This is a genomic window from Halopiger goleimassiliensis (genome assembly GCF_000455345.1).
GTDB classification, from domain to species: Archaea; Halobacteriota; Halobacteria; order Halobacteriales; family Natrialbaceae; genus Halopiger_A; species Halopiger_A goleimassiliensis.
Genome location: NZ_HG315690.1, coordinates 1542528 through 1555580, shown reverse-complemented (window position 1 = coordinate 1555580; position 13053 = coordinate 1542528). Strand labels below are relative to the sequence as shown.

Below are 13053 nucleotides of genomic sequence, written 5' to 3'. Positions count from 1 at the left end.
GCCACTGTCCTGGGACAAGCGGGCGACGAGTACTCGAGACGGCCACCCGGCTGCTGGAGTCGCCTGATAGTGACGCTCCTCGTCGGGTCTCCTCGTCGTGGTCGTCCGGGATCGCCGATTTCATGTGGTGGCGGTCGAGAGGCAGGGCCATGGTCGCGTTCGCGATCGCACTGGCGTTCGCTACCTTGCTGCTGTTCGGCGGGTGGGTTATCACGGCTGATCTGGCGACGCGGTCGCTCACGCCCGTCAACGCGGTGTTACTGTCGTACGTCTCGAGTCTGGGGATCGTCGGCGCGTACGTGGTGGCGAGTCGCCGACCGATCGTCGGGACGAGTACGGACGTGGTCTTCGCGCTCGCGTCGGGACTGTTCCTCGCGATCGGGACGATCAGCTTCTACGAGGCGCTCACGAGAGGAAACATCGCAGTCGTGTCGGCCATCGCGGCCCTCTATTTCGTCGTCCCCGTCCTCTTCGGGGTGCTCTACTTCGACACGGCGTTGAGTCCGGCAAACGTAGCCGGGATCGGACTCGCAGTCGTCGCCGTCGTGCTGATCGCGTCCTGATCGTACCGTTGCGGGACGGAGCGCGAAAAGCGGAATCAGACAGTCAGGAGAGCTGCTTCGAGACCCACTCGAGGTTCGTCGCGATCACCGCCAGCGCGAGCGCGCCGAGCGAGATCAGGATGAGGAACGTCGAGACGACGCTGACCATCGGGTCGAGCGCCTGCCGGATCTCGGTCCAGGCCAGCACCGGAATCGTCTCGGTGCTGGCGGTCGTGAGGAACAGCGCCATCACGAACTCCTGGAGGCTGATGATGAACGCGAGCAACGCGCCGACGAAGACGCCGTGTTTCACGTTCGGCAACACGACGTGGACGAACGACTGGACGGGTCCCGCCCCGAGGTCGTGGGCCGCGTCGAGTTGCTGCCAGTCGAACCGGCTGAACACCGACCGCATCACGAAGTAGACCAGCGGCGTCGCCCACAGCGTGTGCGCCAGAATGACGCTCGAGTAGGAGCCGCTGAGCCCGATCTCGGTGACGTAGATCAGGAGCGTGATCCCGAGGATCACCGGCGGGATCAACAGCGGCACGAGTACCAGCGGCGGCACCACCGTTCCGAGGACGCCCCCGTCGTCGAACTCCCGGCCGAACGCGCCGAGCACGCCGAGGACGGTCGCCAAAAGCGCCGTCCCGACGCCGATGACGATGCTGTTTACGAACGCCTGGATCCAGCGGATGCTTTCGAAGAACTCGCCGTACCAGACCAGCGAGAAGCTCTCCGGCGGGAACGCGATCCGGGGGCTGGCCGAGAAGGAGGTCGCGACGACCACGAGCAACGGCAACAGCATCAGGGCGACCAGCGTCAGGTAGCCCGCGCGGAACGCGACGGATTCGACGGTCTCCCTATGCATCGACGTCACCTCCGAACCGTCCGAGCACCGCGTAGATCAGTCCGATCGTGGCGAGCATCAGTCCGAGCATCACGACCGCCAGCGCGGCCGCGACGGGGTAGCGCACGTCCGAGAGGATCAGTTCCTCGACGTGCATGGCGAACGTGATGCCGTTCGAGAGCAGGTCCGGTGCCGCGTAAGCGCCCGCGCTCCAGGCAAAGGAGATCACCGTCGCGACGATGATCCCCGGCATTACCTGGGGGACGACGACCTCGAGGACCGACCGCGGTCGACTCGCACCGAGGTCGCGGGCGGCCTCGACGACGTGCCAGTCGGTCGTCGCCATGACGCTGTAGATGGCGAGCACGGCGTAGGGGAGCACGATGTACAGTTGGCCGACGACGGCCCCGACCGTCGCGGGGACGAACTGGATCGGTTCCGAGAGCAGCCCCAGCGACAGCAGCGCCTCGTTGAGCGTCCCGGTCGGGGACAACAGCGGGCGGAACGCGTACGTCCGGATCACGAGCGTCGTCAGCAGCGGCAGGACGACCGAGAACAACAGCAGCGACTTCCGAACGCCCGACGTGCGCCAGATGGCGTAGGCGTAGAAGAAGCCGATCAGGACGGCCAACACCGTCACGATCAGCCCCAGTTGGAACGAGTAGGTGATCACGTTCCAGAGGACGTCGCTCGCGAACACCTCCCGGTAGGCCTCGAGCGACCAGGTCCCCTCCGCGTAGGCGGTATCGGTCGAGGAGCCGGCGACGCTGATCCGCAACAGGATGACGAACGGGATCACGAAGATCAACAGTTCGAACGCGAGCAGCGGCAACATCAACAGCAGGGCGCGCTTCGAAGCCGATCGGGACGCGAGTCGCGACCAGAGTGTCGCGATCGGTCCCGGCAGGCCCGCGGTCCCGTCCGAGTTCGGAGTGGGTTCCGGCATGGTGATCACAGGGAGACGCGGCTCCCGTCCGTTCGGAACGCCAGCACTTCCTCGCCGTCCCACTCGAGGTTCACTTCGTCGCCGGCCGAGAGGTCGCCGGTCTCGCCGGCGTTCCGTTCGGCGAACAGCGACGTCTCGTTGACCGATACCGAGTACCGGACGGTCGACCCGCGGTAGATGACGTTGTCGATCCGTCCGGGGACGGCCGTGGTCGTGCTGCCGTCCGCGACGACGCGCTGGTCGTCAGCTTCAGCCGAGGCCTGCGTAATCGAGAGGATCTCGGGCCGCAACGAGAGCGTCAGTTCCGTCCCCGCCTCGAGGTCGTGGTCGCGATCCGTCGGCAACACGAGTTCGTGGTCGAGTTCGGTGTCGACGTGGACGGCGTCGACGGCGGTCCGGGTCACCGTCGCGTCGACGAAGTTCGTATCGCCGAGGAACCCTTCGATGAACCGGTTCTTCGGGTTCTCGTAGACCTCGTCGGGGTCGCCGACCTGGATCAGCTTCCCCTCGTTCATGATCCCGATGCGGTCGGCGAGGGTAAAGGCCTCGTCCTGGTCGTGCGTGACGTGGACGAACGTCTCCTCGACGTCCTCGTGGATCTCGCGGAGTTCGATCTGCATGTCCTCGCGCAGTCGCTTGTCGAGGTTCGACAGTGGTTCGTCCAGCAGGAGGACGTCCGGATTGACCGCGAGCGAGCGGGCGAGGGCGACCCGTTGCTTCTGACCGCCGCTCAGATTTGTGGGATCGTCGTCCTCGTGGCCGGCCATCTGGACGCGCTCGAGCATCTCGCGGGCGCGTTCTTCGCGCCGTTCGGCCGAGACGCCCCGCATCTTGAGGCCGAAGGCGACGTTCTCGAGTACCGTCTTGTGGGGGAACAGCGCCCAGTCCTGGAACACCGTCGACGTGTTCCGGTCGTAGGCGGGTTGGTCCGTAACGTCTTCGCCGTCGATGTGGATCGTCCCCTCGGTCGGGCTCTCGAGGCCGGCGATCATCCGGAGCGTAGTCGACTTCCCGCTGCCGCTCGGCCCGAGCAGACAGAGCAACTCGCCGTCGGCGATCTCGATCGAGACGTCCTCGACGGCTGTGGTCTCGCCGTAGCGTTTCTCGAGTCCCTGCAGTGTAATCTCGGACATGGCTCGTCAGGAGGACTGTTGCATGCTGGTGAACTCGCGGGAGAGATCGCGTCGGTGCTCTGCGAGGAACTCCCAGTCGGGGAACGCGACGTTGCGAGCTTCCTCGTCCGTCGTTGGGAGATCGTCCGCGACCCGGTCGGGGTACTCGACGTTCTCGTTGCTGAACATCAGCGGGATGGACTCGGCCCACTGCGACTGGACCTCGGCGTCCAGCAGGAAGTCGATGAACTCCTCGGCCTCGTCCTGCTTGTCGGTGCCGCGAACGACACACCAGTTGTTGAAGTAACCGGTGGTCTGCTCCGGCATCGTGTGGCTCAACCCGTCGTAGTCGTCGATGTCGTAGGCAGTCTGTTCGTAGTACCACTGGGCGACGTCGATGACGCCGTTCTCGAAGGCCTGCCAGATCTCCTCCCCGGAACTGGCCCACTCCTCGATGCCCCAGTTTTCGACCGTCTCGAGGACGTCCTCGTGGAGGTCGGGCTCGTACATCTCCCCGTCGCCCTCGCGGTCGTCCATACCGATCGCCGCGGCGTACATGGGGAACCACCAGAAACTGGTGTCGATGCCGACGCCCCCGCTGTTCCGGACGGCCTCCGAGGAGAGGTCGGCCCAGGTTTCGGGGTCGACGTCCGCGTCGTCGCGGTAGATGATCGTACACGGCGCGCCGTCGACCGGCATCCCGTACTCGGGATCGCGGATCTCCGTGTAGAAGTCCATGATCTCGTCGTAGTTCGAGATGTTGTCGACGTCGATCGGCTCGAACAGGTCGTCCTGGCGGCCTAAATAGTAGAAGTTTCCTTCCGTGACGGTGACGTCGAACGGCGGATCGTCCGCGGGCGCGTTGCGGATCTCCTCGAGGACCTCGCCCCAGCCGCGCCGGAGGTCGATCTCGACGTCGTGTTCCTCCTCCCACTGGGGGATGACGCCCTCCTCGAACCGATCCGCGTAGTTTCCGCTCCAGACCATCACGCGCAGTCCCTGCTCAGCGCCGAGCAGATCAGTACAGCCCGCGAGCGCGGTGGCCGAACCGACCGCGGTCGCCGACAGCAGCCGGCGGCGTGAGACCGCCGATGTGTCCGCAGGCGATTCCGCGCGCGTTTCGCTCGTCTCTGCAACCCCTTCAGGGTCTGCAGCCATTGGTGCTCCGGGTCTTCTTTGATGGTGACGTAAAGGCGTTGTGGACTCGAGTGAACGTTTCAACACGGTACCAATTCCCTCACGGAACGGTTCCTTCGGGTATCGTCAGTCGCCGCCGTCGGTCGCGTCAGGTTCGGATTCGACGCTTGCGCCGGAGTTTGACTCGCCGTTCGCGTCCGTTCTCCGGTCACGGCCTCCAGGTCCGTCCCCCTCCTGGACGCGTCTGTGCGTCCGGTAGCCGACGTAGAGTGGCAGGAAACAGAGATACGCTCCGACGATGACCATCGTCGCCCACGAGCGTCCCAGGACGGTGACCGCCACGAACAGCACGACGCCGACCAGCAACACGGCTTCGAACGACCGATTCGGTGCCTCCTCGAACGGGGCCTGGAGAACGGACTCGAGGTCCATCAGCCGACCACCTCGTCGTACAGTAGTCTCGCGGAGACGACCACGGGAACGATCTCGAGGCGGCCGATCCACATCGCGAGCAGGAGCGTCACTTTGAGCGTGGCGGGGATCGTCGCGTCGACGATACCGGTGCTGAGGCCGACGTTGCCCTGGACGCTTGCCACCTCGAAGAGCACCTCTCCCGTCGCGTACTCCGCCGGGAGGACCAGCAGGGCAACCAGGCTCGTGACGAACAGCAGGACGAACCAGAGGACGGCGATTACGGCCGCAGTGTCGAACGCCGCCGACGCCTCGCCCGCGGTGTCGGCCGACGACTCGCTCGGCTCGTAGACGTCCATCCCGTGTTCGGGCGCGTCGAGCAGGATGCGTCGGACGCGAACGATTTTCACGCCGCCCGCGGTCGAGCCGGCCGCGCCGCCGACCACCATCGAGAGCGTCACCGCGAGCAGGCCGGGCGCGGCCCACGCGTCCCCGAGCACGGTGTCCGACTGAAATCCCGTACAGGTGAGCCCCGAAACGAGTTGGAACGTCCCGTAGCGAACAGCTGCGGTCGTCGTCGGATACGAACCGGTCGCGACGAGCGCACCGACGGTGACGACCGCCCCGAGAGCGAGCGCCCCGAACAGCCAGACCGTCTGGGCGTCACCCCAGATCCGCTCGAGGTCGCCACGAAAGAGGAAAAAGAGCACGCTGAACGAGACGGCACCGACGATCATCACCGGCAGGAGGGCGGTCTCGATCACCGCGTCGTCGTACGACTCCACGCTCGAGCCGGTGATCGTGAACCCGCCGGTCGTCACACCCGTCATCGCGTGGTTCAGCGCCGCCCACGGTCCCATGCCGACCAGCCAGAGCCACAGCGCGGCCGCCACCGTCACCAGGGCGAGCAGCCACCACAGCGCCGCCGCGGTTCCCTGCGTCGTCGATCGGATCGACTCCGTCGGGGCCATGCTACCGTGAATCGCCGAGAACGAGTCGCTCTCCTCGCTGCTCGCGAACGCCGCCGCGAGGACGATCACGCCGATCCCGCCGACCCACTGGACGAGCGACCGCCACCACTGCAGGCTCCGCGGCAACTCGCCCGGATCCGACGCCATGCTGAATCCGGTCCCGGTGACGCCGCTCATCCCCTCGAACGTCGCGTCGATCGGCGCGAGAAACGTCGCGAGCGATCCCGTCATCGGCGGCGTGGCGAGCACCGACGGCTCGAGGCGCACGGTCCAGGCCACGAACAACAGGGGGAGGGCGCTCAACACGCCCGTGAGGAACCAGCCGACTGAGACGGTGATCACGCCAGCGGAAAGGCCGTTCGCGTCCTCCGGCGGATCGAAGACGGCTTCGATTCCCCGTCCGAACCCGAACGCGACTGCGGCGGCGACCGCGAACCCCGGGGCCGCGTACCCCTCGCCCAGACCGATCGCGACGGGGACGGTGATCGACGGGAGCGCGGCGTACACCGTGAGGAGAGTCCCGAAGTCGTACAGTGCGCGTCGCAGTATCTCGTCCATCGTCGTCCGGTCGATCGCCGTCCGGCGTTCGGAGGGGAGCCGATCGCAGAACGGCGTTTCGGGGGCAGTACGGGGATAACGCGAAAAAGCGTTTGTCAGGAGATCGCAGGTGTGGAACGGTCTTCGTCGCCGTCTTCGGTTTCGAAACTCGAGGCCCCGCGATCGGTGTCCGCGACGAGGGCCTCGTCGGTGTGGGTCCCGTCTGGACGACCACAAGGGACGACGATGAGATCAGACGGGTCCCCTCGCGAACGGCCCGAACGTATCGAATCAGAAACCGTTACGATCGGTCGGCCCGCACGTCGGACCAACGGATGACGTACGAGGTAGTCCACGAACTCGACGACGAGGCGGTCGACGACCTCCACGCGTGCTACCTGACGTACGAGTGGTGGGACGACCGCGACCGGGAGGACGTACGCCGAGCGGTCGATCACACCGACGTCGTCGTCGGTCTCCGCGACGAGAGCAGCGGCGAACTCGTCGCCGCCGGGCGCGTGCTCACCGACTTCGTCTACTACGGGAAGATCTACGACGTGATCGTCACCGAGGAGTTGCGCGGTCGGGGCCTCGGCAGCGAGTTGCTCGAGGCGATCGTCTCCCACCCGGACCTCGCCGACGTGGACGTCCTGACGCTGGACTGTCGCGAGGGACTCGTCGAGTTCTACGAGGACTGTGGGTTCGAACGCCACGACCAGTTCGTCCCGCGAGCGGACGGCGAGGAGGGACTCGTGGTGATGCGATACGCGGCCGATCGGACGAGCGAGGGCGAACGGTGAGCGACGACCGAGCTTCGGAGGCCGCGCATCGCGTCGATTAGTTGGACGCGTCGGCCGGGTCGACGACCTCGCCCGTCTCCGGGTAGACGCCGACCTGGTCGCAGAGATCGCCCATCGGACAGGCATCGGGATCCTCGAGACAGGCGGGGTTGCGCGCCGTACAGTACTCGCGGCCGAACTGGATCGAGGCGGTGTGGCCGAAGCCGCACTTCTCGGCCGGCACCTCGCGCTCGAGAACGGCCCGCACTTCCTCGTGATCGGCGTCCGGGGGTGCGATCCCCAGTCGGCGGTAAATCCGGTGGACGTGTGTGTCGACGGGGAAGACGCCGGCCCGGCCGCCCGCGAACAGCAGGACGCAGTCGGCGGTTTTGGGGCCGACGCCGCGGACCTCGAGCAGGGTTTCGCGGACCGTTTCGGGAGCCTCCTCTTTGACGAACGCGTCGAACGCCGCGGCGGAGCCGAACTCCTCGAGGACCCACTCGGCGACGTCGATCAGGACCTCGCTCTTCTGGTTGTACAGCCCCGCGGCGCTGATCGTCTCCGCGAGGGCCGATTGTTCGGCCGCTGCGAGCGATTCCGCGAGGTCGACGCCCTCGCCACCGTACCGCTCGACGAGCGCGTCGTGAGCGGGCTGACTCGCCTTGTCGCTCGTGTTCTGGCTCAGGATCGTCCGGACCAGACAGGTGAAGGCGTCCCGTCCGCCGTAGGTCTTCTGCCAGTACAGCTCGCCCAGTCGGTCGACGACCTCCTCCGCGCGGGTGTCGGCGGTCGCCGGATCGAACTCCGCCGTGACGCCGCCGCCCGCGTCGCCACCGCTGATGTTGACGGCGGGTTCCCGATCTTCGGCCATCGTTGCCACCCGATACGTACTCGAAGGAGTTGTACTGAACGATACTGACTACGCTCGAGGACGACCCGGTTCCGGCCGAACGCGCCGGATCGTCGGCATACCACCCGAGCCCACGACGGGTTTTTCCCTCTCGCTCCGCTCCCTTCGCTATATGATCGGATCGCCGATACTGCCAACCGAGGTCGTTCTGCGGATCGGCCTATCGCCTCCCTTCGATAGTTCGACGAGCTGTGATCCGGTTTCGGATCGAACGGAGGTGGATCGTGAGTAAGAACGCGCCCTCGACTGACGTGACCGGTGAATCGGTGACCCTCGAGACCGGACTCGAAGCGTTCCAGCGCAGCACGGAGTTCAGCGGACCGGTCGAAGCGCTCGACGGACACCACTGTAACGACCACTTCGCCCACATCTACGAGACGCCCGAGGAGAAGTTCGAGGCCGCCGTTCCGTTCGTCCGCCACGGCCTCGAGCGCGGCGAGCGGATCATGTACGTCGTCGATCAGAGCTCCGAAGCCGACGTACGGGCGGCGCTTCGTGAGGGCGGCATCGACGTCGACGCGGCCCTCGAGTCCGGCGCGCTGTCGTTTAACACCGTCGACGAGACCTACCTCCGCAACGGATCGTTCGACGTCGACGAGATGATCGAGTTCTACGGCGACACCGTCGCAGAGGCCACAGCGGAGTACGAAGCCCTGCGGATCGTCGCCGAGATGAGCTGGATCGAGGACGACGAGACGTCGATCGAGAAGTTCATGGAGTACGAACAGAAGATCAACGCCCTCTTCGCCGAGTCGGAGTCGCTCGCGATCTGCCAGTACGACCGCGACCTGTTCGCGCCGGAAGTCATCCGAACCGTCGTTCAGACCCATCCCCACCTCATCTACGACGGCGCGGCCTGTCACAACTTCTACTACACGCCGCCCGAGGAGTTCTTCGGCGACGACGCGCCCGCCCGCGAGAACGATCGGATGCTCCGGACGCTCCGCGACCGAGCCACGGCCAAGACCGAACTGCAGCAACGCGAACGATTCTTGGAGGCCCTCCACGACGCGACGGCCGGCTCCGGCCGATCGTTCGAGGAGAAGGTCCACCGCCTGCTCGAGTTGGGCAGCGAACGGTTCGACCTCGAGGTCGGCTACTTCACGCAGACCCTCGACGAGGAGACGTTCGAGATCGTCACCGCGGTCGGCGATCACGACCGGATCGTGGCGGGGGTTACGGACTCGCTGTGTGACACGTACTGCCAAAAACTCCTCGCGGCACCCGGCCGGATCGCCGTGACGGACGCGGCCGAGGCGGGCTGGACCGACGACCGCGCCTACGAGCGGTTCGGGCTGGACGCCTACTTCGCGACCACCGTTCACGTCGGCGGCGAGGAGTACGGGACGCTGTGTTTCGCGTCCGAACGACCCCGCGAGAGGCCGTACACGGACGCCGAGCGGACGTTCCTCGATCTGATGAGCCAGTGGGTCGAGTACGAACTCGAGCGGCGGCGACGCGAGGAGTACCTGCGAGAGAGCTACCGGATCGCGTCCGATCCGTCGCTCGCGTTCGACGAGAAGTTACAGGCGTTGTTCGAGCTAGGCAGCGAGCAGTTCGGCCTCGAACTCGGCGCGATTGCCAAGGTCGATCCGGACGAAGATCGGTTCGAGGTAGAGTACGTCAGCGACGAGCACGAGCACTTCGAACCCGGACTCGACCTCCCGCTGTCGGAGACGTACTGTGCCGCAACCGCCGACTACGAAGGGGTCGAAAGCGTCGTCGATCCCGTCGCAGCCGGCCGCGACGATATCCGCGTCCACGACGAGTTCGGTATGGACGCGTATCTCGGCACCTACATCGAAGTCGAAGGTGACGACGACCGAACGTTCTTTTTCGTTTCAGAGGAGCCGCGCGACCGGGCGTTCTCGGACGACGAGCACACCTTCCAGCGGTTGCTGGGCCAGTGGGTGAAGTACGAACTCGAGCGCCAGCAACGCGAGCGGTTCCTGCGGGAGAGTTACGAGATCACGGCCGATCCCGACCTCGAGTTCGAGGCGAAACTCGAGCGACTCCTCGAACTCGGACGCGACTGGATGGACCTCGACGCGGCCGGGCTGACGCATCTCCCGTCGTGGGACGACAAATTCCGGAACGAGTACACCGTCGGGTACGGAGACGAGGGGGCCGCCGAATCGGGGGCACTGTGGACCGATCCCGGCGAGGGATGTTACTGCCGCCAGGTCATCGAGAGCGACGAGCCGGTCGGAATGGCGGACGTCCGCGGCACCGAGTGGGAGGACGACGACATCTATCGAGAACACGGCCTGACCTGCTACCTCGGGACGAAGGTGATGAACGGGTCCACGCCGTACGGAACGTTGTGGGTCGGTAGCACCGACCCTCGCGAGCGCGAGTTCTCCGACACCGAACGAACGTTCCTCGAGTTGATGGGGCAGTGGGTCAGTTACGAGATCGAACGCGAGTACCGCGAGCAGGCGCTCGAGGCGTCGAACGAACGGCTCGAGCAGTTCGCCTACGCCGCTTCCCACGACCTGCAGGAACCGCTGCGAATGGTCTCGAGCTACCTGCAGCTGATCGACACCCAGTACAGCGACGCCTTCGACGAGGACGGCGAGGAGTTCCTCGCGTTCGCGGTCGACGGTGCTGACCGAATGCGGGAGATGATCGACGGCCTGCTGGCGTACTCCCGGGTCGAGACGCAGGGCGACCCGTTCGAACCGGTCGAGTTGGACACCGTTCTCGACGACGTGCTCGAGGATCTCCAGCTCCAGATCGAGGACGCCGACGCGGAGATCACGGCCGGCGAACTGCCTCGGGTGGAGGGCGACGGCAACCAACTCCGACAGGTCCTCCAGAACCTCCTGGAAAACGCTATCACCTATAGCGGGGAGTCGACGGCCCGAATCCACGTCGACGCGGAACGCCGGAAACAAGAGTGGGTGATCTCGGTTCGCGATAACGGAATCGGCATCGACCCGGAGAATCAGGACCGCATCTTCGACATTTTCGATCGATTACACGGTCGCGACGAGTACGACGGGACGGGGATCGGTCTCGCGCTCTGTCAGCGGATCGTCGAGCGCCACGGCGGCGAGATCTGGGTCGACTCCGAACCCGGTGAGGGGTCGACCTTCTCGTTTACGCTCCCCGCCGGATGATCGAGGGCGTCGGGGTCGTCGGATCGACCTCCGCCCCGACGCGGCCGTCCGCGTCGCCACCGCTGGTGTTGACCGACGGTTTCGGATCCGCCATCCCCGCGTCCGAGGGGTCCGGCGAATTGCCTCTCGCCCTCACGAACGAGCGGAGAAGAGTAGTACCGCAGTGCGAGGGACGTTACCGTTACCGGGCCAGCGGATCTTCGATCTTGCAGGCGAACTTCTCCCCGCAGTCCGGACACTGGGCCGATCGATCGAAGCCGTCGGTGAGTGATCCGACCTTCTTCCGCGTTCTGAGCACCTTGAAATCGATATCGACGTACACCCGATCCGAACAGTGTGGACACACCACCTTTTGGGCCATGAAAACTGGTAGAGAACAGCTAGGTATTACTGTTGTGGCCAGCGCCCGCCGATCGAGACGATACCTGATAGCGGCCTCGAGGGACGACCCCGCGCCTCGCCTGTTCCACCGAGTCGTCGACAGGATCGCTTCCCGGCCGCGATCCGCGACACTCACTCGACGCGAAGCCGCACCGTCGCCGCCGCGCCGTCGGCCAGCGCGGCGACGAGGTCGCGGTCGAACCCCTCGGCCGCGAACGACGCGTCGTTCATGATCGTCCGATCGTCGACGTAGTCACTGGTCCGACCCACCGCACTGCGTTCGTTGGTGAACTCGAGGGCCGGATCGCCGCGCCCGGTCACGGCGTCTCGGTGGCCGCCGGCTTCGATCTCGACGGTGATCGTCGCGTCTCGATCCCGACAGGCCTCGACGAACGCGGGATCGAAATCAGCCGGTGCGCGGTCCGCGTCGATGGCGAGGATGCAATCGCCCGCCGGCGTGAGGTAGTCGTCGGTCGTCACCTCGAACGTGCTCGCGTGTTCGGCTCTGACGTTCTCGTGGCCGCGAGCGCGGATGATTTCTTCCATGCCCGGCGGTTCGTCGCCGGCCGGAAAACGACCCCGGATTCCGGCCGCCGTCCTGCCCTCCCGTTCGCCGCGGAGCGACGGTCGGCTCAGGTGGTCGAAGCCGCGTCCGGACGTGGCCCTGCCCGCTCGTGTTCCCGTCTGTGTGCCTCGAGGTCGACGTAGGTCTTCGCCGCGACCATCACGGCGACCGCGCCGGTCGGCGCGCCGAACCACTCGATGGGAATCGCCCCGAGGACGACGGTCAGGTGGAGGACGAGCACCCGCTCGAGGGGATCGACCAGCAGCGTCACCGGACCGACGCGTTCGTACTCCCGTCCCTCGAGGAAGTTCAGCCGATAGGAGAGGGCGTGATACGCGGTCAGCGAGAGCACCGCGGGGACGACGGCCGACGGCGACGCCACCGTCATGGTCGGGAACTCGTCCGGGAACCCGTAGACGACCACTGCGCCGTGGAGCAGCCAGCAGGCACCGAAGTACGTCGCGAAGTACCGTGCGATCCGCCCGTTCGGTTTCCCGACGAACGACTCGAGTAGCCGTGGTTCCGTCTCGCCGAACGATTTGATCTCCCAGTCGGGGAGTCGGTCGGGGTCGTCCCCGCCTTCCGCACGGCGGATCTTCCCGTAGTACGCCACCCCCATGACCCCGCTCTCGAGCCAGTAGACGACCAGCAGCGAGTGCAGCGTCCAGCCGACGGCGAGGACGCCGACCAGCGGCACGAGGTTCGCGAGGACGAGTCCCGCAACGGCGGTCCGGGACCCGGTTCCGAACGATCGCACGGCCGCTACTACGAGTTGGGAGTTTGAAACGAT

General features: G+C 66.0%; 13 protein-coding genes. 3 read left to right on the top strand and 10 right to left on the bottom strand.

Annotated elements, in window-relative coordinates; translation table 11 throughout:
- The first annotated feature begins 149 nt into the window (after positions 1-149).
- Positions 150-563: an EamA family transporter gene (locus TX79_RS07605; RefSeq protein WP_049926864.1), complete on the top strand. Its 414-nt coding sequence runs from the start codon at positions 150-152 to the stop codon at positions 561-563.
- Positions 564-606: 43 nt separating this feature from the next.
- On the opposite strand, the gene TX79_RS07600 is transcribed toward TX79_RS07605, so the two are convergent.
- From TX79_RS07600 to TX79_RS07575, 6 genes are all read right to left on the bottom strand, one after another.
- Positions 607-1413 (bottom strand): ABC transporter permease, encoded by an 807-nt coding sequence (locus TX79_RS07600; protein ID WP_049926863.1) that lies wholly within the window; start codon positions 1411-1413, stop codon positions 607-609.
- Positions 1406-2338 carry an ABC transporter permease gene (locus tag TX79_RS07595; protein WP_049928319.1) on the bottom strand — a complete coding sequence of 311 codons (933 nt, stop codon included), beginning with the start codon at positions 2336-2338 and terminating at the stop codon, positions 1406-1408. The genes TX79_RS07600 and TX79_RS07595 overlap by 8 nt, the downstream gene beginning before the upstream one ends.
- 5 nt (positions 2339-2343) lie before the next feature.
- On the bottom strand, positions 2344-3471 hold the full coding sequence (locus TX79_RS07590) for an ABC transporter ATP-binding protein (protein ID WP_049926862.1): 1128 nt from the start codon (positions 3469-3471) through the stop codon (positions 2344-2346).
- A 6-nt stretch (positions 3472-3477) separates the two neighbouring features.
- Positions 3478-4608, bottom strand: a complete 1131-nt coding sequence (locus TX79_RS07585) for an ABC transporter substrate-binding protein (protein WP_049926861.1) — start codon at positions 4606-4608, stop codon at positions 3478-3480.
- Between the two features lie 105 nt (positions 4609-4713).
- On the bottom strand, positions 4714-5019 hold the full coding sequence (locus TX79_RS07580; protein ID WP_049926860.1) for a hypothetical protein: 306 nt from the start codon (positions 5017-5019) through the stop codon (positions 4714-4716).
- The gene (locus TX79_RS07575; RefSeq protein WP_049926859.1) at positions 5019-6527 is read right to left on the bottom strand and encodes a TrkH family potassium uptake protein; all 1509 of its coding nucleotides are present in this window, start codon (positions 6525-6527) and stop codon (positions 5019-5021) included. The genes TX79_RS07580 and TX79_RS07575 overlap by 1 nt, the downstream gene beginning before the upstream one ends.
- Before the next feature lie 314 nt (positions 6528-6841).
- Between TX79_RS07575 and TX79_RS07565 the strand changes: the two genes are divergently transcribed.
- Positions 6842-7306, top strand: a complete 465-nt coding sequence (locus TX79_RS07565) for a GNAT family N-acetyltransferase (protein WP_049926857.1) — start codon at positions 6842-6844, stop codon at positions 7304-7306.
- A 37-nt stretch (positions 7307-7343) separates the two neighbouring features.
- Here TX79_RS07565 and TX79_RS07560 read toward each other — a convergent pair whose 3' ends face one another.
- On the bottom strand, positions 7344-8156 hold the full coding sequence (locus TX79_RS07560) for an endonuclease III domain-containing protein (protein WP_049926856.1): 813 nt from the start codon (positions 8154-8156) through the stop codon (positions 7344-7346).
- Between the two features lie 263 nt (positions 8157-8419).
- Here TX79_RS07560 and TX79_RS07555 point away from each other — a divergent pair, with 263 nt between their 5' ends.
- The gene (locus tag TX79_RS07555) at positions 8420-11317 is read left to right on the top strand and encodes an MEDS domain-containing protein (RefSeq protein ID WP_081655595.1); all 2898 of its coding nucleotides are present in this window, start codon (positions 8420-8422) and stop codon (positions 11315-11317) included.
- 181 nt (positions 11318-11498) lie between these two features.
- Here TX79_RS07555 and TX79_RS07550 read toward each other — a convergent pair whose 3' ends face one another.
- The 3 genes from TX79_RS07550 to TX79_RS07540 all read right to left on the bottom strand — a co-directional run bounded on the left by TX79_RS07550 (position 11499) and on the right by TX79_RS07540 (position 13020).
- On the bottom strand, positions 11499-11678 hold the full coding sequence (locus TX79_RS07550) for a hypothetical protein (protein WP_049926854.1): 180 nt from the start codon (positions 11676-11678) through the stop codon (positions 11499-11501).
- 152 nt (positions 11679-11830) lie between these two features.
- Positions 11831-12244: a DUF371 domain-containing protein gene (locus TX79_RS07545; RefSeq protein ID WP_049926853.1), complete on the bottom strand. Its 414-nt coding sequence runs from the start codon at positions 12242-12244 to the stop codon at positions 11831-11833.
- Positions 12245-12330: 86 nt separating this feature from the next.
- Positions 12331-13020, bottom strand: a complete 690-nt coding sequence (locus TX79_RS07540) for a DUF6498-containing protein (protein ID WP_154660477.1) — start codon at positions 13018-13020, stop codon at positions 12331-12333.
- Between the last annotated feature and the right edge of the window lie 33 nt (positions 13021-13053).